The following is a 21,649-nucleotide window of genomic DNA, read 5'->3' as shown; positions in this document are numbered from 1 at the left end:
TAGAAGTGCCACAAATCGTCATCCTGCCGCATGCCAAGCTGTGCCCCGAAGGCGCCGTGATCGAAACCGAAGCAGGGAAGTCCGTTTGCGACGTCCTGCTGGAGAACGACATCCACATCGAACACGCCTGCGAGAAGTCCTGCGCCTGCACCACTTGCCACGTGCTGGTGCGTGAAGGCTTCAACTCCCTGAACGAAGCGACCGACACCGAAGAAGACCTGCTGGACAAGGCCTGGGGCCTGGAAGCCTGCTCGCGCCTGTCCTGCCAGTCCATCGTGGCGGACGAAGACCTGGTCATCGAAATTCCGAAGTACACGATCAACCACGCCAGCGAAGGCGGCCACTGAGCCGAGGTGCACCATGCTGAAATGGAGTGATGTCACGGCGATTGCCGAAGCCCTGTACGACAAGTTCCCGGACGTCGACCCGACGACGGTGCGCTTTGTCGACCTGCACAACTGGATCGTCGACCTGGACGGCTTCGACGACGACCACAAGCGCGGCGGCGAAAAAGTGCTGGAAGCGATCCAGCAGGCGTGGATCGATGAAGCGCAGTAAGGCCCCGGGCACGCCGTTGCCCGCTACCGTCACCGACATCCCTGAAGTCAAGCCCGGCCAGTCGGTCGCGCTGCTGCAGGAGCTGCACATCCTCACCCGCGACGGCAAGCTGAACCAGGACAGCCGCCGCAAGCTGAAGCAGGTCTACCACCTCTACCAGTTCATCGAACCGCTGCTGAGCGACGTGCGCACGGCGAAGGGCTCGGTATCGCTGGTCGACCACGGGGCAGGGAAGTCCTACCTCGGCTTCATCATCTACGACTTGTTCTTCAAGGCGCTGGGCGACGATTCGCACATTTATGGCATCGAAACCCGCGAAGAACTGGTGGCGCGTTCCGAAGAGCTGGCGCGCAAGTTCGATTTCCCTGGCATGAGCTTCCTGCCGCTGTCGGTGGCCGAGTCAACCACCTCCGACAAGCTGCCGGAGCAGATCGACATCGTCACCGCGCTGCACGCCTGCAATACCGCCACCGACGACGCCATCGATTTCGCGCTGAAGAAAAAAGCCAAGCACATCGTGCTGGTGCCATGCTGCCAGGCCGAAGTCGCCTCCGTGCTGCGCAAGAACAAGGGTTCTTCGCTGGGCAAGAATGTGCTCACCGAGTTGTGGCGCCACCCGATTCACACTCGTGAATTCGGCAGCCAGATCACCAACGTGCTGCGCTGCCTGCAGCTCGAATCGCACGGCTACCAGGTCACCGTCACTGAACTCGTAGGCTGGGAGCATTCGATGAAGAACGAATTGATCGTCGCCACGTACAAGAACCTCCCGCGCCGCAAACCTGCCGAGCGCCTGAAGGAAGTCTTGTCCACCATCGGTCTCGACGAAATGGGCGAACGCTTCTACACCGGCGCGCCTGTGGCAGCGTCAACTGACGCCGGGGTGGCGCCGTGAGCACCAGCTATCCGGCCGGCGCAGGCGCAATGCCGCTCGCCGCAGACGGCGAACGCTGGATCGACCTGCGCAGCGACACTGTCACGCATCCCAGCGCCGAAATGCGCGAAGCCATGTTCACCGCCCAGGTCGGCGACGACGTGTACGGCGACGACCCCACGGTCAATGCGCTGCAGGCCTACGCAGCGGAACTCTTCGGCTACGAAGCTGCGCTGTTCGCGCCATCCGGCACGCAAACCAACCTGATTGCACTGCTGGCCCATTGCGGCAGGGGAGACGAATACCTGGTCGGCCAGGACGCCCACACTTACAAGTACGAAGGTGGTGGCGCCGCAGTCCTCGGCAGTATCCAGCCGCAGCCGATCATCAACCAGGCGGACGGCAGCATCGCGCTGCAAGACATCGAAGCCGCCATCAAGCCGAACGATTTCCACTTCGCCCGCACCAAGCTGCTGGCGCTGGAAAACACCATCGGCGGCAAGGTCCTGCCGCAGCAATACGTCGCGCAAGCCACCGGCCTCGCGCACGCACGCGGCCTGGCCACGCATCTCGACGGTGCCCGCATCTGCAATGCCGCCGTCAAGCAAGGCATCTCGCTGAAGGACGCGGTAAAAGGCTTCGACAGCGTCTCCGTCTGCCTGAGCAAAGGCCTCGGCGCCCCGGTCGGCTCCGTCCTGTGCGGCAGCCGTGAATTAATCGAGCAGGGCAAGCGCTGGCGCAAGATGCTGGGCGGCGGCATGCGCCAGGCTGGCGTGATTGCTGCCGCAGGCCTGTACGCCCTGCAGAACAACGTCCAGCGCCTGGCCGAGGACCACGCCAACGCAAGCTGGCTCGCCGCCGAACTGGCAAAGATCGGCGTGCTGCAAGTGAGCGTGCCGCAAACGAACATCCTGTTCGTCACCATGCCACGCGAAGCCTGCGAAGGGTTAAATGCAGCGCTGGCAGCAGAACGCATCCGCGTCTCGATGGCGCCGACACTGCGCCTCGTGACCCACCTGGACGTAACGCGCGCCGACCTCGAACACGTCGCCGCCGTATTCGCCCACTACTTCAAGCAATAATGAACAACGAAGACAACACCATCCGCCTCGCCAAGCGCGTGGCGGACATGGTTCCATGCTCGCGCCGCGAAGCAGAGAATTACATCGAAGGCGCCTACGTCACGGTAGACGGCGAGATCGTCGAAGAACCCGGTGCGCGCGTCGCGCCCGGCCAGCAAGTCGTGTTGTCCGCCGACGCAACCCTGCTCGACATCGCGCCGGTAACGATCCTGTTGAACAAGCCGGCCGGCGCCGACGCGCTGGCATGCCTGCTGCCGGAAGCGCGCAGCAAGGACGCCCAGCGCGTTCGCTTCCTCAAGCGCCACCTGCGCAACCTGACCGCCTGCCTCGCGCTGGACAAGCAAGCCAGCGGCCTGTTCGTGTTCACGCAAGACTTCCGCGTCGCGCGCAAGCTGGTGGATGAAGGCGCCACGGTCGAACAGGAGTTGATCGTCGATGTCGAAGGCGAGATTGCCGACAACGGCCTCACGCTCCTGAACCAGGGCGCAGGCAAGGTGAGCTGGCAAAACGAACGCCGCCTGCGCTTCGCCGTCAAGCCGCCGAAGCCAGCCCTGGTCGCCAAGCTTTGCGCCGACGTCGGCCTGAAAGCCACCGCAGTAAAGCGCCAGCGCATCGGGCGCATCTCCATGTCCGGCCTCCAGCCCGGCGAATGGCGCTACCTCCAAGGCTACGAACGCTTCTGAAGAACCTAGCGTAAGGCCGCGGCGAGGCGCTGGGTAAGGCGCTGCACCATCGGTGCGATCGTCATTACGGCGAAGAAGGCGGCCGGCCAGGCGGCGAGGAAGGCGTGGCCCCAGCGCGCCGTATATTCGGGGTGGAAGCCGATGTTCAGCCAGGTGATCCAGCCGCTCATGATCACACTCATCAGGAACGACATCAGGGCTGCAAAGATCATCCGGGTACGCAGGTCAGTCATGGCTTTCTCCAGCAAGTTATCAATGACTCAAGCGTAGTTAATTTCGTTGGCGTACACTAGCGATGAAAATTCAATCTCTAATTCCAAAAATGGAATCATGCTGGATGACCTCGCCCTGTTTATCGCCATCGTCGAAGCGGGCAGCCTGAACGCTGCTGCCGAGAAAGAGGGGCTGCCGACCGCGACTGTCACTCGCCGCCTGCAAAAGCTGGAGACGGCGCTCGGCTATCGCCTCTTGCATCGCAGCGCTCGTCGCACCCAGCCTACTGCAGAGGGGATGCAGTACTACGAACAGTGCCGCCCCTTGGTTCAGTCGCTGCGCCAGGCTACGCTGCGGCTGGACGCCACGCTGGGCGCGATCGAAGGCACGATCCGCGTTCTGGCGCCGGTCAATTTCGCGAGCGAGATCCTGGCGCCGGCATGGGCCAGCTTCCTTGAACAGTATCCGAAGGTGAAGCTGGAGCTCGAACTGTCCAACGAAGTGCAGGACATTGTTGGCACTGGTGCCGACCTGGCGATCCGCATCGGCGCACTGGCCGATTCCACGCTCACCCAGCGCAAGCTGGGAAATGTCAATCTGGTGCTTGCTGCGTCGCCGGCTTACCTCGCTCAGTTCGGCACGCCGTCCGATGTGGCTGAACTGGAAAGACATTCCACAATCGCCACGCTGCCGCTGCGTGAATGGCATTTACAGGACCCGGTTACGGGCGCGCACTCTGTGCTGCATCCCGAACCGCGCGTGCGCGTCAACGAGGTGCGGCTGGCGGTGATGATGGCGGAGGCGGGCCTTGGCATCGTACTGGCCCCAGAGCTGCAGTGCCACGCCAGCCTGGAGTCTGGCGCGCTGGTGCGGCTCCTGCCGGGCTGGACATCGCGTGAGCGCAGCGTTTATGCCGTCTGGTCGCAGCAGCGTTACCTGCCGGCCCGCGTACGCGCCCTCCTTGAACATTTGGCGGCCTTCACCGCCCAACACCCTTTGCTGACCGGAGAAAAATGAATGATGCGGGCGATCCTGTCGTTGCTGCTCGTGCTGGCGCCACTCTGCGCCCTTGCTGCCAAGCCGGCCTGTCCAGCACGAGATGGAGGAGAGGAATGGTCCCCGCTCTGCTTCACCGTGCGGGAGGGTGTGCGCCAGCTCAAGCCGCAATACCTGCGCAAGCTCGCCTTCGAAAAGTCGGGCAAGTCGGTTATTGTCATTGACGGCGACCCTGGCCCCAACGAAGTGGTGGCGCTTGACCGGCGTGGCCGTGTCGTTGTGCCGGGCATCTACCATACCGGCGATTTCGATTATCCGTATGCGCCGCTAGGCGTAGGACGCTTCCGTGAGAACGGCAAATGCGGCTATTTCCAGTCCAGCACGTTCAAGATTGTCGTGCAGGCAGAATATGACCATTGCCATCCCTTCCACGATGATGGAATCGGCTCGGCCTGCAAGGAGTGCGAGTATTACTGCACGCACCCCGATTGCTATGATTCGGCGCTGGTCGGGGGGCAGGGCTTCGATTTCGACGCCAGGGGAAAACTGTTGGAGACTTATGTGCAACCTGGCCTCGACCGGATTTGCCCCCACGGGTTCGAAAAGCTGGATGAGAAATCGCATTACCTGGAATGCAAGGACGACCCTGATTCGCCTTTCAGACACCTTCGATGAACGGCACAGTGTGGATGGCCGCCGCCATGTATATTGTCCACGGTCGGCAAGGCATCCGTTTCGGCGTGGATGACCAAGGCTTGCTATGATGGGGCATGGACAACGACTTTTGCCTCGTTCGCCGCTGCCTGATTCCGGCGGATGCCTTTATCCTGTGCGGCTGCCTGCGTGCGGCGGGACTGAATGCAACGGTGATGGACGACCAGCACGTGCAGGCGGCATTCCTGCTGGCGCCTGCCATTGGCGGTGCGCGTGTAATGGTGCCGCAGGACGAACTGGAGCAGGCACTGGAAGTGGTCGCGGCTTTCGAGCGCGGCGAGCTGGCGCTTGGCGACGATGTTGACGTGGGCGAGGGCGCCCGCGTCTACGAGTTCACGCCTCGCAAGTAAAGACGATCGCCTGCATCTTGCCTTCGATGGCGCCGCTGCCGAACTTCTCGGTCAGTGCGGCAATTACCACGTCGGTTGCCTCCTGCAGGCGCGCCGGATCGCGCGCTTCAATATCTGCCCTGAGCGGCGAACCCTGGCATAGCGCCGTTGCAGTGGACGCCGCGGAGCCGGCGCGGCTGGTGGCCGTCACCAGTTCATGTGTGATGTTGCCGGTCCAGCCGCCACGCTTCAGCTCTTCAAGAATCACGTCGATGTCATGCCAGCCGTAAGGCACGCGCGCCAGGAAACGCGGTGGGTCGTCGGGGAATACCTTGGCCAGTGCATGATTGATGGTGGCGGAAAAGTCGTTGTGGCTGATGCCATCCCATACATTGAAGCAATACAGGCCGCCCGGCTTTAGTACGCGGCGTGCTTCGCTGAATCCGCGCGCCTTATCGGGAAAGAACATGACGCCGAACTGGCATGCCACGGCGTCGAAGCTGGCGTCGGGGAAGGGGAGCGCCTGCCCGTCCGCCTCGCGCCATTCGACGCGCGGCGAATCGACGGCTTTGCGTGCCTGGTCCAGCATGGCGGGATTGAGGTCGCTGGCGACGATTTGCGCGTTGGGGATCTCCTGCAGCAGGTGGCGGGTAACGGCGCCGGTGCCGGCTGCCACTTCCAGTATGCGCGCGGGACGCCGCTGCGCGATACGGTGCGCCATGTCGATCGCGTAGGGGGTGAAGAGGAGCGGCACCATGGCACGCTCGTAAGTTTCCGGAATTGAGCCAGTGAAGCTGCTGTCCTTGTCCATGGTTGCCTCCCTTGTCCAAGTCCAGTATAGCGATTGCTTAGGCGGCTTTCGCGGCTTTTTTCTCCGGTTTCGGCAATTGCAGCAGGCGGGTGCCGGCCATGCGGTCGTGCAGGAACTGGCGATCCTTGTCAAGGAGGGCTGTCAGCGACCACAGCACGATGTTGCCGACCAGAATTGCGACAGCCATGCTGATGCCTGCGCGTGTTGTCAGCAGCTGAGATACATGGATGATGACAAGTGCCGGCGCCACAAAGCCCCATGCAAGGATGAAGCGGGTTGCCGCTGCACGGAGCGAAATTCGGCCGGCGCCAGCAGATGCAATCTTGATGCGCCAGGTTTTCATGGCCAAGGTGTGGCCGCTCCCCGTCCAGGAGTAAATGAAATAGGCAGCCGCCACCAGGATCACGAAAATGCCGCGTCCCGCATCCAGGACAGGCGAATGCGCCGCAAACGTCACGAGCAGGTAGACCGCGATCGCAAACATTTCCACCGCGAGCAGCAGGAGCGACTCGTACACGATGCAAATGAGGCGACGCTTGACGGTCGGGACAGCGTTATTTGCTTGCATTGGGAACGGCCGGCGGGGCGCTTGGTGCGGCAGGGGACGGGGACGCTGGTGCGTTCGCATCGGCTGCTGGCGCAGCCGGGGTGGCGGTCGTCGTCGCGGCCGGCGCAGCGGTGCCGGAGGCGGCTGCAGGCGCTGCGGCAGTTGCCGGAGCGACGTTGCCTGCACCCAGCGAGCTGCCTGGCGGCACGACGGCAGGAGAGCCTTGCGGCAAACCGATCGGGGCTGGCGGTACGGTACCCGGCGGGACGGTACCCGGCGCCGGCACCAGGCCGTGGCCCTGGGCCTTGACTGGAGCAGGGGTCTTCACGCTGGACTGCGCCAGGCTAGGCGTCTTGACCACCTGGTTGTTCTTTGCCGCGGCGGCTTCTGCCAGGGCCTTCTTGGCTTCTTCCGGCAGTTGCTGGTACTGCTCCCACTCGGCAGCGCGCTGGCCCGGTGGCGTCGCTTTCTTCTGGGCGCGCGCATAGTTCTCGCGCACCTGCTTGCGTTCGGCTGGCGACAACGCCACCCATTCACGCATGCGTTCCTGTACGCGCGCCTTGTCGTCCGGCTTCATCTTGGCCAGGCGGTTGGCGATGGAAATCCATTTTTGCTTGCGCACCGGGCCCAGTTCTTCCCAGGTCGACTCGAGGGGCGCCAAGGCCTGTTGCTGGGCTGGCTTGAGATCGGCCCAGTGCGGCTTTTCACCTACCGGCTTGGCAGGCTCCGCGGCGGTAGCGGCAGTTGATGGCGCTGACGCAGGCTGCAAAGCAGGACGGCTCACCAGCCAGACGACGGCAGCGATCCCCACACCCAGCAGCGTGATTGCTCCAGCAACCCATTTTGTCCTGCCACTTACACGCGCCATACTTTATTGCTCGCGGGTCTCGAGATAGGCGCCAAAGCCCTGGTCAAGGTAAGCAGACAGCGGCAGTTCATCGGACAGCACGGCGGCGTCCATTTCTGCCAGTTCCACGATCGATTGCTGTTGTTCGTACTGGTACACGCCAACCATGCCGCCCATCAGCAGCAGCAAGGGCAGGGCCACGCTGACGCGGTTGAACCAGGCAAACGGGTTGGCGAAGAAGCCATTAGCGCCGCCGGCCACTGCCGGGGCGGTACGGGTCACGCGCACGCGGGCCGGCGCATCGGCCTTCTTGCGCTTCATTGCAGCCATGCGGGCTGCGGCCAGGCGGTCTGTGGTCGAGGCTGGCAGATCGTCTAGCTTTTCATTGAGCGCGCGCCGCACGCCGTATGCAAAGTTGGTGTCTTCGGTGTTCATAACTTAATTCCCTTGGCTTTGAGCGATTCAGCGAGAGTGTGTGTTGCTCGTGAGCAATGCGTCTTTACGCTCCCTTCGGAACATCCCATCGCTTCGGCAGTTTCTGCTACATCCATGTCCTGCCAGTAACGCATGAGGAACGCTTCTCGTTGACGCGCAGGCAGTTTTTGCACTTCTTCTTCAATAATCTGCAAGATCTGTGCCCGTTCTACCTGGTCTGCACTCGACTCGGCCGCCTGGGAACCCTCTTCAGCCTCGTAGGATTCCAGTATATCAAAGTCCTCATGCTCTTCCTGGCCAGGGCCAAGGCCCGAGAAAAGACTTACCCAGGTATTACGGACTTTTTCGCGGCGGAAATAATCAAGTATAGTCGTTTGCAAGATGCGCTGGAACAGCGCTGGCAGTTCGGCTGCCGGCTTGTCGCCGTACTTTTCTGCCAATTTAATCATTGCATCCTGAACAATGTCCAGTGCGGATTCGTCCTTTCGGACGGCATAGACCGCTTGTTTGAAGGCGCGGCGCTCGACACTTTCGAGGAAATCCGATAATTCTTTGTCTGTGGCCATGCGTCGGGAAGAGGGCTGCGCTATATCGCTAGTCTGAACAATCCGGCATTTTAACAAAAAATGCAGAATATGCTTGACCAATATGGTGCAGCGCGGTAACGTTAAGGACGCTTTGCACACCACAAGGCTCCCCGGTTCTTCGGGACAGGCACACAAAGCCGTTCTGGAAAGCCAGCTTTCTATTGTCAGCAGTTTGCTCTAACCCGTGCCACAAGCGCGAGAGGTAGGCCAGAAACCGCTGCAAAACTCCGGCCAAACGAGTTGCGTTTAGCACCGGCTTGTACTCCAGCTACGCATGGGGGAAGGGTCAGTGTGACCGCAGAAAGAAGGGAAGCTGAGAGTCGTGCACGGTGTCGCCCACTTCGCTAGGCAAGAGCATCCGATCAATCTCCTATGGACCTTGAAAGGAATGTTTCATGAATACCGAAGCTCCCATCACGGGCGCCGAAATCGTTGTCCGCTGCCTCGCTGAGGAAGGCGTAGAACACGTTTTCGGATATCCCGGCGGCGCCGTTCTCTATATCTACGACGCCATCTTCAAGCAGGACAAATTCCAGCACATCCTCGTTCGCCATGAGCAGGCCGCCATCCATGCCGCCGATGCGTATTCGCGCAGCTCGAACAAAGTGGGCGTGGCACTGGTCACTTCCGGACCTGGCGTCACCAACGCGGTGACCGGCCTGTCCACCGCATACATGGATTCCGTTCCGATGGTGGTGATCTCCGGCCAGGTGCCGAGCCACGCCATTGGCCAGGATGCGTTCCAGGAATGCGACACCGTCGGCATCACCCGCCCGGTGGTCAAGCACAACTTCCTGGTGAAGGACGTGAAAGACCTGGCGGAAACCATCAAGAAGGCTTTCTATATCGCCAGGACCGGCCGTCCAGGCCCGGTGCTGGTCGATATTCCAAAAGACATTTCGATGCACAAGCACGTGTACTCGTATCCGAAGGATATCGAGATGCGTTCCTACCGCCCGGTGGACAAAGGCCACGCCGGCCAGATCCGCAAGGCGCTGCAGCTGCTGCTGTCGGCAGAGCGTCCAATGATCTACACCGGCGGCGGCGTGATCCTGGCGCATGCGTCGAATGAGCTGAACAAACTGGTCGACAAGCTCGGCTTCCCGGTCACCAACACCCTGATGGGCCTTGGCGGTTCGCGCGCTTCCGACCCGTGCTTCGTCGGCATGCCCGGCATGCACGGCACCTACGAAGCCAACCTCGCGATGCAGAATTGCGACGTGCTGATTGCGATCGGCGCCCGCTTCGACGACCGCGTGATCGGCAATCCAAAGCACTTCAGCCAGAACCCGCGCAAGATCATCCACATCGACATCGACCCTTCGTCGATCTCGAAGCGCGTGAAAGTGGACATTCCTATCGTCGGCAACGTGAAGGACGTGCTGGTCGAACTGCTGTCGCAGCTGGAAGCGACCGAGCAGCGTCCGAACGCCGCCGCGCTGAAAGACTGGTGGAAGCAGATCAACGAATGGCGCGGCCGCAAGTGCCTGGCCTACGCCACGTCCGACCTGGTGATCAAGCCGCAGCAAGTGGTCGAGTCACTGTTCGACATCACCAAGGGCGACGCCTATATCACCTCCGACGTCGGCCAGCACCAGATGTGGGCTGCGCAGTACTACAAGTTCGACAAACCGCGCCGCTGGATCAATTCCGGCGGCCTGGGCACCATGGGTGTCGGCCTGCCGTATGCCATGGGCGTGCAGATGGCCAATCCGGATGCGACTGTCGCCTGCATTACCGGCGAAGGCTCGATTCAGATGAATATCCAGGAACTGGCTACCTGCAAACAGTACCGCCTGACGCCGAAGATCATCCTGTTGAACAACCGCTTCCTGGGCATGGTTCGCCAGTGGCAGCAGATCGACTACGGTTCGCGCTACTCCGAGTCTTATATGGATTCGCTGCCGGACTTCGAGAAGCTGGCCGAGGCCTATGGCCACGTCGGCATGCGCATCGAAAAACCGGGTGACGTCGAAGGCGCGCTGAAAGAAGCGTTTGGCATGAAGGACCGCCTGGTCTTCATGAACTTCATTACCGACCAGAGTGAAAACGTGTGGCCGATGGTGAAAGCCGGCAAAGGCCTCTCCGAAATGCTGCTTGGCTCGGAGGACCTGTAATCATGCGACACATTATTTCTGTACTGCTCGAAAACGAAGCGGGTGCGCTGTCCCGCGTGGTGGGCCTGTTCTCCGCCCGCGGCTACAACATCGAAACGCTGACCGTTGCGCCGACCGAAGATGCGACCCTGTCGCGCATGACCATCGTGACCACTGGTTCCGATGACATCATCGAACAGATCACCAAGCACCTGAACCGCCTGATCGAAGTGGTGAAGGTGGTGGACCTGACCGAAGGCCAACACATTGAGCGCGAGCTGATGCTGATCAAGGTACGTGCCGTCGGCAAGGAGCGCGAAGAGATGAAGCGCACCGCCGACATCTTCCGCGGCCGCATCATCGACGTGACCGAAAAGACCTACACCATTGAGCTGACGGGCGCCAAGAGCAAGCTGGACGCCTTCATCGACGCGATCGACCGCGCCTCGATCCTGGAGACTGTCCGTACTGGCGGCTCCGGCATTGGCCGCGGCGAACGCATCCTCAAAGTTTAAACAATACGAACCGAATTCACACCCAAGGAATGACCATGAAAGTTTTCTACGACAAAGACGCTGACCTCTCCCTCATCAAAGGCAAGAACGTTGCCATCATCGGCTACGGCTCGCAAGGTCACGCGCACGCGCAGAACCTGACCGAATCCGGCGTGAACGTGACGGTCGGCTTGCGCAAGGGCGGCGCCTCCTGGAACAAGGTCGAAGCGGCTGGCCTGAAAGTGGCGGAAGTGAACGAAGCGGTGAAGAACGCCGACGTCGTGATGATCCTGCTGCCGGACGAGAACATCGCCCAGGTGTACAAGGAAAACGTCGAACCGAACATCAAGCAAGGCGGCGTTCTGGCCTTCGCCCACGGTTTCAACGTGCACTACGGCCAAGTCGTGCCGCGCGCCGACCTGGACGTGATCATGATCGCACCGAAGGCCCCAGGCCACACCGTGCGCGGCACCTACCGCCAGGGTGGCGGCGTGCCGCACCTGATCGCCGTGTACCAGGACAAATCCGGTTCCGCCCGCGACATCGCCCTGTCGTACGCATCGGCAAACGGCGGCGGCAAGGCCGGCATCATCGAAACCAACTTCCGTGAAGAGACCGAGACCGACCTGTTCGGCGAACAGGCCGTGCTTTGCGGCGGTACCGTGGAACTGATCAAGGCCGGTTTCGAAACCCTGGTGGAAGCAGGCTATGCGCCGGAGATGGCTTACTTCGAGTGCCTGCACGAACTGAAACTGATCGTGGACCTGATCTACGAAGGCGGCATCGCTAACATGAACTACTCGATCTCCAACAACGCGGAGTACGGCGAGTACGTGACTGGCCCGAAAGTGGTGACCTCGGCCACCAAGGAAGCCATGCGCCAGTGCCTGAAAGACATCCAGACCGGCGAATACGCCAAGAGCTTCATCCTCGAGAACAAGGCCGGCGCACCGACCCTGATCTCCCGCCGCCGCCTGACTTCCGAGCACCAGATCGAAGAAGTCGGCGCCAAGCTGCGCGCAATGATGCCTTGGATCGCCAAAAACAAACTGGTCGACCAGTCCAAGAACTGATTGTCCCTAGAAGCAAACTTCAACGGCCCCTCGGGGCCGTTTTTTTATGGCAAGTGCAGAGCCCGTGTCACACCGTGGGGTCAGACCCCAAGGTGTGACACGGGCTCTGCCGTTACTGCACGGATCACTTTCCTGCCGAAGCTACGTTGCTGCTCCCCGCGTCGCGAATAAAGCGGGCCAGTATATCGTCCATGGCCAGTTTGGTGGATTGCTGGACTGCGTTCTTCATCGCGAATGCGCCACCCCAGAACATCTTGCCTCCCTGCGTCTGTCCGTCAGCGTTGTAGACTTTGCGGAAGACCTCGCCCTTGGCATTGCGGATGCTGATCGCCAGCTCAATGTGCGCGCCATGCTCTTCGAACGAATAGCGAAGCAGGTCAAATACAAGGGTATTCCCGGCGGCCGGCTTGTCATTGCTGGCCTTATTCAGGTTTCCAAGGGCGGCGACAACGTCGGAAGAACGCATGGTTGCGTCGAGCACCTTTCCGAATTCGACTACCCAGGTATTTGCATACCCACCCATCACACTTTTGAATTCGTAGTGATGGGCTTGTGTGGCGGGCGGCAGATAATATTTGTCAGCAACCTTCGCACTCGGCAAGGCGCCTGTGCGCGCATTGTTCCCTAAATAGGTACTGTAATCGTCGGCAACTGGGCGGTTAATTGAGCAACCGGTGGCCAATGCCAGGATGGCGGAAGCGAGGATGATGCGGCATGTCGACATATCTGCTCCGAAAAGGGAATGGACCCTCATTATAAAGGTCTGAAAAGAAGAAATGTCCACTTGGTTCCTGACCCTAGGCGGACATTTCTTGAATCACTTCAACGCTTCGGTGAGGACGCGGCCTTCGGCGCCGGCAGGCGGGCGCACGTTCAGCAGGTAGGCGAGGGTGGGGGCGATGTCGACGACTTCGGCATACTGTCCGTAGTGGCCGGATTTCACCCATGGCTTGCCCATCACGATCAATGGCACATTGGTGTCGTAGGCATACGGGGCGCCGTGGGTGGTGCCTTTGCCGGTCGAGAAGCCGAAGATCCAGTGCGGCTTGGCGACTACCATCAGGTCGCCGGAAATCTGGCGGTTCCAGGCGCGGCGCATCAGGGTTGCGACGCGGGTGCCGCCAACGGCGCCGCTTTCCATCTGGGTACGGGTGAACACATCCGCCATGCCAGGCTGCGACATCAGGAAACGTGCAGCGGCATTTTCAACGTCCTCGCGCTTCAAACCTTTGGTCTCAATCTGCGCGTAATCCAGGTGGATGTTCGGGATCGAGTAAGCCGATACGCCCTTGTTCAAGCCGAATTTGGACGACAGGTGCGCGTTCAGGTCATCGACCAGCTTCTTGCCGTCGATGCGGTTGACGCCCGCCTTCTGGATTTCATTGGCAAACTCCGGCGTGTTCGGGAAGCCGTGGTCGGCGGTCAGCACTACCAGCACGTTGTCCATGCCGATGCGCTTGTCGATGTACGAGAAGAAGTTGGACAGCATGCGGTCCAGGCGCATCAGGTGGTCGTGGGAGACCTTGCTCTCCGGCCCGTATTCATGGTTCGCCAGGTCGTGTGCGGAGAAGCTCACGCCCAGCAGGTCCGGCACGCCAGCCGGGTTATTGCCCAGGTTTTCGCCCTCAATGGCAGCCTGCGCGAATTCTACGGTCAGTTCGTCGAGGAATGGCGATGCCTTCAGACGCTTGTAATAAGCGGCGTCGGTCTGGCCCGATTCGCTGGACAGCTGCAGGTTCGGCGCATCGCCGTAATCGCCCGCGTAAGCCGAATCAGCCAGCAGCGGCTTCCACTTCACGCCGTAATAGCGCTCTTGCGGCTTGCCAGCCTGGTACTTCTGCACCCACTGCGGGTGCTCTTTCATGTAGAAGGTAGAAGAAGCGAAATTGCCGCTTTCTTCCATGTACATGTAGGCCGTGCCGGTTTTGCCACCCAGGAGAATCGCTCCGCGGTCCTTGCCCGAAACCGTGATGACCTTGGATTGCTGGCCGGTGGCATAACGCAACTGATCGCCCAGCGTATCTACGCGCAGGTTGGTTGGCGCGGTGCCGTCATGCGGATCGGTCTTTTCGCTACCAATGTACTTGTAGTTCTGGTCCTCGGTGCAGTACATGCTGCCGCCATTGGCCGGGTTCACCCAGTTGTTGCCGATGATGCCGTGCTGGTAAGGATAGGCGCCGCTCAGGATGGCTGCATGGCCGACCGCGGTCACAGTGATGCCGTGCGCCTGGTGCGCATTGCTGAACCATGCGCCCTGATCGAGCAGGCGGCGGAAGCCGCCCTGGCCGAACTGGCTGGCGTAGCGCGTCACCTGCTCTTGCGGCAGGCCATCGACGGCCATCACGAGGACGAGTTTTGGTTGTGCTGGCTGTTTTGCCGGCGCTGCATAAGCGCCGAACGAGGCCGCCAGGGCCAGTGCGGGAATCAGGTACCTTGCCATTTTCCTTGTTCATGAATGGAGTGGACGACACGTGATGATGCCACAGCCCGGTGTCAGGCAGATGACACTTTTGTATCAGTTTCAGTTACATTCGAGCTTCGATAAGGAAAACGCGTTGGTCACGGTGACTGTGATCGGCAGCGTCACCGCGCCTAACGATGAGGCGCAGCTCGTCTTCGGCTACGAAGAACAGGGCAAGGACAAGGCGGCGCTGGCGTCCAATGCCAACTTGCGGCTGAAGCAGGGCATCGCAGCGCTGAAAAAGGCCAACCCGAATGCGCGGCCATCGCTGGACAGCTACCGGACTTTCTCGGTCTACGACGAAGCACTTGCGCGTTCCCAGAAGCGCGATGCGCAGCAAATCGGATGGCGTGTCAGCCAGGAAGTGAGGCTTGTAACCGGCGATTTCGCCTCCTTGCCGGCTACGGTTGCCTCTACCCAGAAAGTCCTGGCGCTCAAGAGCGTCAATTTCGGGCTGAACGAGGAGACCACGAAAAAGCTGGAGCAGCGCCGTGTGGAAGCAGCCTATCGCAGCCTGGAAGAGCAGGTCGCCTTTATTGCGGGCGCGATGCGCCGCCCTGTTGCTGACGCGAAGTTGGAATCGCTCGACTTTGGCGCTTCGTCGGTGGACCGCAAAAGTACGCTTCAAGTAATCAGAGTGTTACAAACGCTCACGAACTACGACAATTTTGTGATTTGATTTCGGTTAAAGTGCGTCCATCGTCATCACGTAAGGAGAATAACAATGACCGTCCTGAAAGCTGTAGCCGCTGCCGCGCTGGTGATGGGTACCCAGGCTGCCATCGCACAATCCGTCCCGACCGCAGGCGCCACCGTCATCGTGCCTGCCTATGGTGAAGTCACTGCGCCGAACGACCAGGCTGTGGCCACGCTGGCGATCGAAGAGCAGGACAAGGACAAGGCTGCCGCAGCCTCGCGCGTGAACCAGAAGATCAAGCAAGGCCTGGAAATCCTGAAGAAGGAAGACCCGCAGGCCAAGCTGAAAACCCAGGGCTACTACACCTATCCGGTCTATCCGGAAGACCGTCCGCTGCCGCCAGGCGCCGCCGCCAAGCCGCGCCAGCCGACCGCATGGCGCGTTGGCCAGTACGTGCAGATGACCACCACCAATATCGGCGTGCTGCCGAAGACCGTTGCCGCTGCGCAGAAAGTGCTGACCCTGAACGGCCTGTCCTTCGGCCTGAGCCCTGCCGCTACCCGCAAGCTCGATGACGCCCGCATCGCGGCCACTTACAAGAACCTGAACGAGCGCATTGCTTCCATTGCCTCCGCCATGGGCCGTCCGGTAAGCGATGCGGTGCTCGATACCATCGACTACGAGGGTTCCGGCAATTACGGCGGCGGCCCTGCAGGTGCCCCGGCGCCCATGATGGCCCGTATGGCCGCCAAGGCAGAGATGGACCAGTCCGTGGCCGAGCCAAGCTTCGAGCCAGGCGAAACCACGCTGGAAATGCGCGTGGTCGGCAAGGTCAAGTTCAAGTAAGCCAAAGTTGCCACTTCCATACTGGGTGTCCTCTATAATAGGGGTCACCCTAGTATAAAAAATGGAAGAGTATGGCCAAATTCCCCCGCCGCCGGCCTAAGAATGCCGCCGGCAAGCAATCGCTGTTCAGCCGCTTCGCCCGCCGCAAGGGAGCCGATGGCCTCGACAGGCCGCGCTCGCGCGGCATCTACCTGCTGCCGAACGCCTTCACCACCGGTGCGCTGTTCTGCGGCTTCTTTGCCATCGTCATGGCCATGAACCAGCGCTTCGAACACGCAGCCTGGGCGATTTTCGTCGCCATGCTGCTGGACGGCCTGGATGGCCGTGTGGCACGCCTGACCAATACCCAGAGTGAATTCGGCGCCCAGTACGACTCCCTGTCGGACATGGTGTCCTTCGGCGCTGCGCCAGCGCTGGTGATCTACGAATTCGCGTTGCGCGGCCTTGGCAAGCTGGGCTGGATCGCAGCCTTTGTCTATTGTGCTGGCGCTGCGCTGCGCCTGGCACGCTTCAACACCAATATCGAAGTGGTCGACAAGCGCTACTTCCAGGGCCTGCCGTCGCCGGCCGCCGCTTCCCTGATCGCCGGTTTCGTCATGCTGCTGACCGACCTGGAAGTCGATGGCGTGCTGTATCCGTGGCAGGGCTGGGTGCTGGCGGTGTTCGCTGGCCTGAGCATGGTGTCCAACGTGCCGTTCTACAGCTTCAAGGACATCAACTTCCGCAAGTCGGTACCGTTCCTGGCCGTGTTCCTGATCGCGATGTTCTTCGCCCTGATCTCGATCGATCCGCCGAAGGTGTTGTTCGTCCTGTTCGTGGCATATGGACTGTCAGGCTACGTGATTTACCTGACCCGCCTGTTCAAGGGCAACCCGGTCAAGCTGATCGAGAAAACCTCGCCAGAAGATAAATCGTAACGCCGCTGGGGCGGCAATTCAGAAGGAGCGACTCCATGAATAACCGCCTCATCATCTTCGATACCACTTTGCGCGACGGCGAGCAATCGCCGGGCGCGTCCATGACCCGCGAAGAGAAAGTGCGCATCGCCCGCCAGCTTGAAAAGCTGCGGGTCGACGTGATCGAGGCGGGTTTTGCCGCTGCTTCGCAGGGCGACTTTGAATCCATCCGTGCCATTGCCACAGCCGTTCGCGAGCCGATCGTCTGCTCCCTGGCGCGCGCCAATGACCGCGACCTGGCCCGCGCTGCGGAAGCGCTTGAGCCGGCGGAGCGCAAACGCATCCACACCTTCATCGCGACCTCGCCGCTGCATATGCAGATGAAGCTGCGCATGGAGCCGGAGCAGGTGCTGGAACAGGCCAGGCTTGCGATCCGCTTCGCCCGCAAATTCACCGACGATATTGAATTCAGCCCGGAGGATGGCAGCCGTTCGGAAGAGGATTTCCTGTGCCGCGTGCTGGAAAACGTGATCGCTGAAGGCGCCACCACCATCAACTTCCCTGATACCGTGGGCTATGCCGTGCCGGAGCTGTACGGCGAGACGATCCGCCGGCTGCGCGAGCGCATTCCCAACTCGGACAAGGCTGTGTGGTCGGTCCATTGCCATAACGACCTTGGCCTGGCCGTGGCAAACTCGCTGGCAGGCGTGATGATTGGCGGTGCCAGGCAGGTTGAATGCACCATCAACGGCCTGGGCGAACGGGCCGGCAATACGGCGCTGGAGGAGGTGGTGATGGCGCTGCGCACGCGGGCCGGCTACTTCAACCTGGACTGCGGCATCGATACGACGCAGATCGTGCCGGCATCGAAGATGGTGTCGCAGATTACCGGCTTTGCCGTGCAGCCGAACAAGGCGGTCGTTGGCGCCAACGCGTTTGCCCATGCTTCCGGCATCCACCAGGACGGCATCCTCAAGGCGCGCGAAACCTACGAAATCATGCGCGCCGAGGATGTGGGCTGGACGGCCAACAAGATCGTGCTGGGCAAGCTCTCCGGCCGCAACGCTTTCAAGCAGCGCTTGCAGGAGCTGGGCATCGAGCTCGATTCCGAAGCCGAAGTGAACGCCGCCTTCACGCGCTTCAAGGAGCTGGCAGACCGCAAAGCTGAAATCTTTGACGAAGACATCATGGCGCTGGTGAGCGATGAAGAGGCCGCTGCCGGCGGCGAGCATTACCGCTTCGTCTCGCTGTCGCAGCGTTCGGAAACCGGCGAGCTGCCGTTTGCGCGCGTCGTGTTTTCGATTGACGGCATCGAGCACGCCGCCGAAGGCACGGGCGACGGCCCGGTCGACGCCATGGTCAACGCCATTGAAAGCAAGGCCCAAAGCGGCGCGGAACTCGTGCTGTTCGCGATCAGCGGCATCAGCCCCGGAACCCAGTCGCAGGGGGAGGTGACCATGCGGCTGGCGCATTCGGGCCGCATCGTCAACGGCGTCGGCGCGGACCCGGATATCGTGGTTGCTTCCGCCAAAGCGTACCTGGCGGGCCTCAACAAACTCCATTCCAAAATTGAACGACTCAACCCGCAAGCTATCTGACCATATGAGCTTTCTTTCTCGCCTATTCCAGAACGTAGCCGCCGAAAAGACCGCGGCGGTTCTCCCACCTATTGCAACGCTATGGCGAGAATTCGAAGAATGGCTAGCCGTTCACTGGCCTGATGGAATGGCGGATTTGAATCCAGGGGCGAGCGATGAACAGTTGCGCGCTCTTGAAGCGGTGCTTGGCGTCACTTTGCCAACGCATTTTGTGGAATGCCTCAAGATCCACAATGGCCAGAAGGGAAACGCTGGCGGGTTGTTCGATAATTCGGAATTCCTGTCAACGGATGCGATTGTGGATCAGTGGAATGTCTGGCGTGACTTGCTCGAATCAGGCGAATTCGAAGGGATCACTTCGGAAGCCGAACCTGGCGTGCGGCCCGATTGGTGGAACCGCAACTGGATCCCCTTTACGCACAACGGCGGTGGTGACCATTACTGCCTGGACTTGCAGCCTGCAACAGGCCGAGCGCCGGGGCAGATCATCACCATGTGGCACGACATGGGAGAACGGCGCATTGTTGCGGCGAGTTTCCATTCATGGCTGGCCGACTATCTGGCAAGTATCCGTGCCGGAAAAATCGTATATTCGGAAGATTTCGGCGGGCTGGTAAATAGCGATTACGTCGAACCTTAAAGCATCAATCGCAATGGAATATGCTTGGCAAATGTTAAGGACAGGCCGTTGAGTCCTCCATATGATGACCGACTCGCTGAGTGAGCTCTGAAAATGGATAAATTTGAATTTCGCCGCGATCGCTATGAGTCGTTTCGCCAATATGCAAACCCACTGCTGAACCTGAGCGTCGTCGCCCGGTTGCCGGAGTTTCGCCATTATTGCAAGGAGCGGCAACTACCGCCGTTCCATTTTCTCCTGTACTGCCTGTACATGAGCGTGAAGGATGTCGACAACTTCCTGTACCGCGAGTTCGAAGGAGAGGTGATCAAGATCGATGATTTTTACGGTGGGTACACGGTCATCAATCTTGATAACAACCTGAATTACGCGCGATTCGACATGTCGAACGACCGTGCCGAGTTCATCACCCGTAGCCTGGCGGCAGGCGTTGAGGCGCGCGCGACGCGTGAATTCATTAACACTGGCCGCGACCTGACGCCGCGCGAGCAGAAGAACAACGTCTACACCACCTGCATGCCATGGCTCGACATGCGCGCCATCGAACACCCGATCTATGAGTACAAATCGGCCGATATTCCGTTAATTGCATGGGGGCGCTACAGTGAGCTGGGTGGCGACATGATGACGGTGCCATTCTGTGTCCAGGCGCATCATGGTTTCGTGGACGGCTACCACGTCCACCTGCTGCTACAGCGTCTCGGCGAACGTATTGCGCTCGAGACCAGCCTCTGAAGGCGGCTTGCGCCGCTTGTCCTTGAAGAAGGTCCAGGCTTCTTCCGCGATCTCGATGCCTGCATTCTGGCGGCCGGGAAAACGGCTGAACAAGCCTGGATAGCGCTTCTTCCGGCTTGGTTCCGCGTGGCCGCCGCCGACGATCTTCAGGAGGCTGACCTGCACTTCTTCGGCTCGATCGCCCCATGTGTAACGGATTGCTCGGGTCGAATCGCCGTTCGTTGCTGCCAGGTGCTCGATGTAAGGCTCGTTCGCGAGCCGGGCCAATTTTCGCCAGACGGCGGCTGTGGCTTCCATGCCCAATGACGGTGCCGTGTACCATAGCGTAACGAATGACTTGCCGCCCGAGTACGGAATGAACGGGTCTCTTTCGCCGGCGACGATCAGGACGGGGAGGGCCGTCTCCGGCGTGGCGTAAGCCGCTCGCCGCGGCATCGCTGCCAGCACGGTCGCGAACGCGGCCAGTTTTTGCGGCAGTTCGGCGGCAATCCGGTAGGCCATCATGCCGCCCTTGGAAACGCCGATCACGTAGACCCGTTCCGGATCGGCGCCATCCTCGGCGATGGCGTGATCGATGACAGCGCCGATGAAGGCGACGTCGTCGCACTTGGGATTGCTCGCCACGTCGGCAAAACCGTCGTTCCATGCGCGTTGGCCGCGGCGCTTGATTCCGTCAGGCGCCACAACGACAACTTGCTCTCGTTCGGCGATTTCCAGTCAGACCGACAGTGGCGAAAAAGGAAATGCCTGGCCCATGACCTGTTCGGCAGAAGCACCGCTGCCATGCAGGACTACGACCAATGGACGCTTTTCGCCGGGGCGCGGGAGCGGTGCGGCTTTCAGGTAATGGCGCGGGCCCTCAGGCTGCATCATCTCGACCCGGGTCAGCGGAGCGACCGGGCCATCACTCTGGTTTGACCCGATGAAGAAGGAGTGCAAGGCGTCGCGGAGACCCATGAGTTATTTCACCCGTTGTTTTTCGAGTTTGCGCGCCAGCGTGCGGCGATGCATGCCGAGCCGGCGGGCGGCTTCCGAGATGTTGAAACCGGTTTCCGCCAGCACCTGGTGAATGTGTTCCCACTCCAGCGTCTTGATGGAGGTGGAGCGGTTGGTCAGCTCGACCTCGGCCGCGCCGGCAACATGCGAGAAGGCGGCTTCGATATCGTCTGTATTGGAAGGCTTGGCCAGGTATTGGCAGGCGCCCAGCTTGACTGCTTCGACAGCGGTAACGATGCTGGCGAAGCCGGTCAGCACCACGATCAGCATCCCAGGCGAGTGGGTGTGAAGCGCCTGCACGCAGGCGAGGCCGGAGGTGTTGCCTTCCAGCTTGAGGTCGACCACGGCGTGCGTCGGCGTGTGCTTTTGCAGCAGGGCGCCGACTTCTTCCAGGTTGGATGCTTTCAGCACGGTGTAGCCGCGCCGTTCGAACGAACGGGAAAGGGTGCGCGCGAAAGCGGGGTCGTCTTCCACGATCAGCAACAAGCGCTCTGTAGTCAT

Annotated in this window: 28 protein-coding genes; 17 read left to right on the top strand and 11 right to left on the bottom strand. The window is 60.8% G+C overall.

The window, feature by feature from the left end; genetic code table 11:
* Nucleotides 1-5 precede the first annotated feature (5 nt).
* From fdx to ACN9MW_RS22685, 5 genes are read left to right on the top strand one after another with little or no spacing between them, the layout of a single operon-like run.
* Nucleotides 6-347: an ISC system 2Fe-2S type ferredoxin gene (gene fdx, locus ACN9MW_RS22705; RefSeq protein ID WP_090444791.1), complete on the top strand. Its 342-nt coding sequence runs from the start codon at nucleotides 6-8 to the stop codon at nucleotides 345-347.
* Between the two features lie 16 nt (nucleotides 348-363).
* Nucleotides 364-558 carry a Fe-S cluster assembly protein IscX gene (iscX, locus tag ACN9MW_RS22700; protein WP_090444923.1) on the top strand — a complete coding sequence of 65 codons (195 nt, stop codon included), beginning with the start codon at nucleotides 364-366 and terminating at the stop codon, nucleotides 556-558.
* Complete coding sequence (locus ACN9MW_RS22695; RefSeq protein WP_426162929.1) at nucleotides 545-1,453, top strand: class I SAM-dependent methyltransferase; 909 nt, start codon at nucleotides 545-547, stop codon at nucleotides 1,451-1,453. Before iscX ends, ACN9MW_RS22695 begins: the two co-directional genes overlap by 14 nt.
* A 29-nt stretch (nucleotides 1,454-1,482) precedes the next feature.
* Complete coding sequence (ltaE, locus tag ACN9MW_RS22690) at nucleotides 1,483-2,514, top strand: low-specificity L-threonine aldolase (RefSeq protein WP_426172273.1); 1,032 nt, start codon at nucleotides 1,483-1,485, stop codon at nucleotides 2,512-2,514.
* Complete coding sequence (locus tag ACN9MW_RS22685) at nucleotides 2,514-3,197, top strand: RNA pseudouridine synthase (protein ID WP_426162927.1); 684 nt, start codon at nucleotides 2,514-2,516, stop codon at nucleotides 3,195-3,197. The genes ltaE and ACN9MW_RS22685 overlap by 1 nt, the downstream gene beginning before the upstream one ends.
* Before the next feature lie 5 nt (nucleotides 3,198-3,202).
* Here ACN9MW_RS22685 and ACN9MW_RS22680 read toward each other — a convergent pair whose 3' ends face one another.
* Nucleotides 3,203-3,430 carry a DUF2798 domain-containing protein gene (locus tag ACN9MW_RS22680; RefSeq protein WP_426162925.1) on the bottom strand — a complete coding sequence of 76 codons (228 nt, stop codon included), beginning with the start codon at nucleotides 3,428-3,430 and terminating at the stop codon, nucleotides 3,203-3,205.
* A gap of 97 nt (nucleotides 3,431-3,527) precedes the next feature.
* Here ACN9MW_RS22680 and ACN9MW_RS22675 point away from each other — a divergent pair, with 97 nt between their 5' ends.
* The 3 genes from ACN9MW_RS22675 to ACN9MW_RS22665 all read left to right on the top strand — a co-directional run bounded on the left by ACN9MW_RS22675 (nucleotide 3,528) and on the right by ACN9MW_RS22665 (nucleotide 5,470).
* On the top strand, nucleotides 3,528-4,427 hold the full coding sequence (locus ACN9MW_RS22675) for a LysR family transcriptional regulator (RefSeq protein WP_426162923.1): 900 nt from the start codon (nucleotides 3,528-3,530) through the stop codon (nucleotides 4,425-4,427).
* Complete coding sequence (locus tag ACN9MW_RS22670; RefSeq protein WP_426162921.1) at nucleotides 4,428-5,081, top strand: hypothetical protein; 654 nt, start codon at nucleotides 4,428-4,430, stop codon at nucleotides 5,079-5,081.
* A gap of 95 nt (nucleotides 5,082-5,176) precedes the next feature.
* Complete coding sequence (locus ACN9MW_RS22665; RefSeq protein WP_426162919.1) at nucleotides 5,177-5,470, top strand: hypothetical protein; 294 nt, start codon at nucleotides 5,177-5,179, stop codon at nucleotides 5,468-5,470.
* Here ACN9MW_RS22665 and ACN9MW_RS22660 read toward each other — a convergent pair.
* Genes ACN9MW_RS22660 through ACN9MW_RS22640 form a run of 5 tightly spaced genes read right to left on the bottom strand, consistent with a single transcriptional unit; the run spans nucleotide 5,454 to nucleotide 8,655 of the window.
* Nucleotides 5,454-6,260 (bottom strand): class I SAM-dependent methyltransferase, encoded by an 807-nt coding sequence (locus ACN9MW_RS22660; RefSeq protein WP_426162916.1) that lies wholly within the window; start codon nucleotides 6,258-6,260, stop codon nucleotides 5,454-5,456. The two genes, ACN9MW_RS22665 and ACN9MW_RS22660, sit on opposite strands and share 17 nt — an antisense overlap.
* A gap of 37 nt (nucleotides 6,261-6,297) precedes the next feature.
* Nucleotides 6,298-6,828, bottom strand: coding sequence for an RDD family protein (locus ACN9MW_RS22655; RefSeq protein ID WP_426162914.1), 531 nt, complete (start codon nucleotides 6,826-6,828; stop codon nucleotides 6,298-6,300).
* Nucleotides 6,815-7,675: a DUF3106 domain-containing protein gene (locus ACN9MW_RS22650; protein ID WP_426162911.1), complete on the bottom strand. Its 861-nt coding sequence runs from the start codon at nucleotides 7,673-7,675 to the stop codon at nucleotides 6,815-6,817. Before ACN9MW_RS22650 ends, ACN9MW_RS22655 begins: the two co-directional genes overlap by 14 nt.
* Nucleotides 7,676-7,678: 3 nt before the next feature.
* Entirely contained in the window at nucleotides 7,679-8,089 is a 411-nt protein-coding gene (locus ACN9MW_RS22645; protein WP_426162909.1) for a DUF3619 family protein, read from the bottom strand.
* Nucleotides 8,086-8,655: an RNA polymerase sigma factor gene (locus ACN9MW_RS22640; RefSeq protein WP_426162907.1), complete on the bottom strand. Its 570-nt coding sequence runs from the start codon at nucleotides 8,653-8,655 to the stop codon at nucleotides 8,086-8,088. Before ACN9MW_RS22640 ends, ACN9MW_RS22645 begins: the two co-directional genes overlap by 4 nt.
* 416 nt (nucleotides 8,656-9,071) lie before the next feature.
* Here ACN9MW_RS22640 and ACN9MW_RS22635 point away from each other — a divergent pair, with 416 nt between their 5' ends.
* The 3 genes from ACN9MW_RS22635 to ilvC are packed head-to-tail and all read left to right on the top strand — an operon-like array spanning nucleotide 9,072 to nucleotide 12,339.
* Nucleotides 9,072-10,793, top strand: coding sequence for an acetolactate synthase 3 catalytic subunit (locus ACN9MW_RS22635; protein WP_426162905.1), 1,722 nt, complete (start codon nucleotides 9,072-9,074; stop codon nucleotides 10,791-10,793).
* A gap of 2 nt (nucleotides 10,794-10,795) precedes the next feature.
* Nucleotides 10,796-11,287 (top strand): acetolactate synthase small subunit, encoded by a 492-nt coding sequence (gene ilvN / locus ACN9MW_RS22630; RefSeq protein ID WP_028104341.1) that lies wholly within the window; start codon nucleotides 10,796-10,798, stop codon nucleotides 11,285-11,287.
* 35 nt (nucleotides 11,288-11,322) lie between these two features.
* Nucleotides 11,323-12,339 (top strand): ketol-acid reductoisomerase, encoded by a 1,017-nt coding sequence (ilvC, locus tag ACN9MW_RS22625; protein WP_130311207.1) that lies wholly within the window; start codon nucleotides 11,323-11,325, stop codon nucleotides 12,337-12,339.
* Between the two features lie 124 nt (nucleotides 12,340-12,463).
* Here ilvC and ACN9MW_RS22620 read toward each other — a convergent pair whose 3' ends face one another.
* Together ACN9MW_RS22620 and ACN9MW_RS22615 are read right to left on the bottom strand one after the other, a co-directional pair.
* Nucleotides 12,464-13,063, bottom strand: coding sequence for a hypothetical protein (locus tag ACN9MW_RS22620; protein WP_426162903.1), 600 nt, complete (start codon nucleotides 13,061-13,063; stop codon nucleotides 12,464-12,466).
* Between the two features lie 93 nt (nucleotides 13,064-13,156).
* A complete protein-coding gene (locus tag ACN9MW_RS22615; protein WP_426162901.1) occupies nucleotides 13,157-14,779 on the bottom strand; it encodes an alkaline phosphatase family protein in 1,623 nt (540 codons plus the stop codon).
* Between the two features lie 34 nt (nucleotides 14,780-14,813).
* On the opposite strand from ACN9MW_RS22615, the gene ACN9MW_RS22610 reads away from it, so the two are divergent.
* The 6 genes from ACN9MW_RS22610 (at nucleotide 14,814) to ACN9MW_RS22585 (ending at nucleotide 20,152) form a co-directional block, all read left to right on the top strand.
* Nucleotides 14,814-15,479 carry an SIMPL domain-containing protein gene (locus ACN9MW_RS22610; RefSeq protein WP_426162899.1) on the top strand — a complete coding sequence of 222 codons (666 nt, stop codon included), beginning with the start codon at nucleotides 14,814-14,816 and terminating at the stop codon, nucleotides 15,477-15,479.
* Nucleotides 15,480-15,524: 45 nt separating this feature from the next.
* Nucleotides 15,525-16,283: an SIMPL domain-containing protein gene (locus tag ACN9MW_RS22605; protein ID WP_426162897.1), complete on the top strand. Its 759-nt coding sequence runs from the start codon at nucleotides 15,525-15,527 to the stop codon at nucleotides 16,281-16,283.
* A gap of 71 nt (nucleotides 16,284-16,354) precedes the next feature.
* A complete protein-coding gene (pssA, locus tag ACN9MW_RS22600; RefSeq protein ID WP_426162895.1) occupies nucleotides 16,355-17,200 on the top strand; it encodes a CDP-diacylglycerol--serine O-phosphatidyltransferase in 846 nt (281 codons plus the stop codon).
* A gap of 35 nt (nucleotides 17,201-17,235) precedes the next feature.
* Complete coding sequence (locus tag ACN9MW_RS22595) at nucleotides 17,236-18,777, top strand: 2-isopropylmalate synthase (protein ID WP_426162892.1); 1,542 nt, start codon at nucleotides 17,236-17,238, stop codon at nucleotides 18,775-18,777.
* Nucleotides 18,749-19,417 (top strand): SMI1/KNR4 family protein, encoded by a 669-nt coding sequence (locus ACN9MW_RS22590; protein WP_426162890.1) that lies wholly within the window; start codon nucleotides 18,749-18,751, stop codon nucleotides 19,415-19,417. Before ACN9MW_RS22595 ends, ACN9MW_RS22590 begins: the two co-directional genes overlap by 29 nt.
* Before the next feature lie 93 nt (nucleotides 19,418-19,510).
* The gene (locus ACN9MW_RS22585) at nucleotides 19,511-20,152 is read left to right on the top strand and encodes a CatA-like O-acetyltransferase (protein ID WP_426162888.1); all 642 of its coding nucleotides are present in this window, start codon (nucleotides 19,511-19,513) and stop codon (nucleotides 20,150-20,152) included.
* Here ACN9MW_RS22585 and ACN9MW_RS22580 read toward each other — a convergent pair.
* The 3 genes from ACN9MW_RS22580 to ACN9MW_RS22570 are packed head-to-tail and all read right to left on the bottom strand — an operon-like array spanning nucleotide 20,108 to nucleotide 21,649.
* Nucleotides 20,108-20,836 carry an alpha/beta hydrolase family esterase gene (locus tag ACN9MW_RS22580; RefSeq protein WP_426162886.1) on the bottom strand — a complete coding sequence of 243 codons (729 nt, stop codon included), beginning with the start codon at nucleotides 20,834-20,836 and terminating at the stop codon, nucleotides 20,108-20,110. The genes ACN9MW_RS22585 and ACN9MW_RS22580 overlap by 45 nt on opposite strands.
* A gap of 33 nt (nucleotides 20,837-20,869) precedes the next feature.
* On the bottom strand, nucleotides 20,870-21,109 hold the full coding sequence (locus ACN9MW_RS22575; RefSeq protein ID WP_426162884.1) for a hypothetical protein: 240 nt from the start codon (nucleotides 21,107-21,109) through the stop codon (nucleotides 20,870-20,872).
* A gap of 3 nt (nucleotides 21,110-21,112) precedes the next feature.
* Nucleotides 21,113-21,649, bottom strand: a complete 537-nt coding sequence (locus tag ACN9MW_RS22570; RefSeq protein ID WP_426162882.1) for a response regulator transcription factor — start codon at nucleotides 21,647-21,649, stop codon at nucleotides 21,113-21,115.

Source organism: Pseudoduganella sp. R-34 (assembly GCF_049904655.1).
GTDB lineage: Bacteria > Pseudomonadota > Gammaproteobacteria > Burkholderiales > Burkholderiaceae_D > Rugamonas.
The sequence above is the reverse complement of the archived record's forward strand: the minus strand, read 5'-3'. Positions and strand labels throughout refer to the sequence as shown.

Bases quoted from the DNA above. Each gene is read 5' to 3' on its own strand.
- ACN9MW_RS22695 (WP_426162929.1), top strand. From the start codon at position 545: ATGAAGCGCAGTAAGGCCCCGGGCACGCCGTTGCCCGCTACCGTCACC.
- ltaE (WP_426172273.1), top strand. From the start codon at position 1,483: ATGCCGCTCGCCGCAGACGGCGAACGCTGGATCGACCTGCGCAGCGAC.
- ACN9MW_RS22685 (WP_426162927.1), top strand. From the start codon at position 2,514: ATGAACAACGAAGACAACACCATCCGCCTCGCCAAGCGCGTGGCGGAC.
- ACN9MW_RS22680 (WP_426162925.1), bottom strand. From the start codon at position 3,430: ATGACTGACCTGCGTACCCGGATGATCTTTGCAGCCCTGATGTCGTTC.
- ACN9MW_RS22675 (WP_426162923.1), top strand. From the start codon at position 3,528: ATGCTGGATGACCTCGCCCTGTTTATCGCCATCGTCGAAGCGGGCAGC.
- ACN9MW_RS22670 (WP_426162921.1), top strand. From the start codon at position 4,428: ATGATGCGGGCGATCCTGTCGTTGCTGCTCGTGCTGGCGCCACTCTGC.
- ACN9MW_RS22665 (WP_426162919.1), top strand. From the start codon at position 5,177: ATGGACAACGACTTTTGCCTCGTTCGCCGCTGCCTGATTCCGGCGGAT.
- ACN9MW_RS22660 (WP_426162916.1), bottom strand. From the start codon at position 6,260: ATGGACAAGGACAGCAGCTTCACTGGCTCAATTCCGGAAACTTACGAG.
- ACN9MW_RS22655 (WP_426162914.1), bottom strand. From the start codon at position 6,828: ATGCAAGCAAATAACGCTGTCCCGACCGTCAAGCGTCGCCTCATTTGC.
- ACN9MW_RS22650 (WP_426162911.1), bottom strand. From the start codon at position 7,675: ATGGCGCGTGTAAGTGGCAGGACAAAATGGGTTGCTGGAGCAATCACG.
- ACN9MW_RS22645 (WP_426162909.1), bottom strand. From the start codon at position 8,089: ATGAACACCGAAGACACCAACTTTGCATACGGCGTGCGGCGCGCGCTC.
- ACN9MW_RS22640 (WP_426162907.1), bottom strand. From the start codon at position 8,655: ATGGCCACAGACAAAGAATTATCGGATTTCCTCGAAAGTGTCGAGCGC.
- ACN9MW_RS22635 (WP_426162905.1), top strand. From the start codon at position 9,072: ATGAATACCGAAGCTCCCATCACGGGCGCCGAAATCGTTGTCCGCTGC.
- ilvN (WP_028104341.1), top strand. From the start codon at position 10,796: ATGCGACACATTATTTCTGTACTGCTCGAAAACGAAGCGGGTGCGCTG.
- ilvC (WP_130311207.1), top strand. From the start codon at position 11,323: ATGAAAGTTTTCTACGACAAAGACGCTGACCTCTCCCTCATCAAAGGC.
- ACN9MW_RS22620 (WP_426162903.1), bottom strand. From the start codon at position 13,063: ATGTCGACATGCCGCATCATCCTCGCTTCCGCCATCCTGGCATTGGCC.
- ACN9MW_RS22615 (WP_426162901.1), bottom strand. From the start codon at position 14,779: ATGGCAAGGTACCTGATTCCCGCACTGGCCCTGGCGGCCTCGTTCGGC.
- ACN9MW_RS22610 (WP_426162899.1), top strand. From the start codon at position 14,814: ATGATGCCACAGCCCGGTGTCAGGCAGATGACACTTTTGTATCAGTTT.
- ACN9MW_RS22605 (WP_426162897.1), top strand. From the start codon at position 15,525: ATGACCGTCCTGAAAGCTGTAGCCGCTGCCGCGCTGGTGATGGGTACC.
- pssA (WP_426162895.1), top strand. From the start codon at position 16,355: ATGGCCAAATTCCCCCGCCGCCGGCCTAAGAATGCCGCCGGCAAGCAA.
- ACN9MW_RS22595 (WP_426162892.1), top strand. From the start codon at position 17,236: ATGAATAACCGCCTCATCATCTTCGATACCACTTTGCGCGACGGCGAG.
- ACN9MW_RS22585 (WP_426162888.1), top strand. From the start codon at position 19,511: ATGGATAAATTTGAATTTCGCCGCGATCGCTATGAGTCGTTTCGCCAA.
- ACN9MW_RS22575 (WP_426162884.1), bottom strand. From the start codon at position 21,109: ATGGGTCTCCGCGACGCCTTGCACTCCTTCTTCATCGGGTCAAACCAG.
- ACN9MW_RS22570 (WP_426162882.1), bottom strand. From the start codon at position 21,649: ATGACTACAGAGCGCTTGTTGCTGATCGTGGAAGACGACCCCGCTTTC.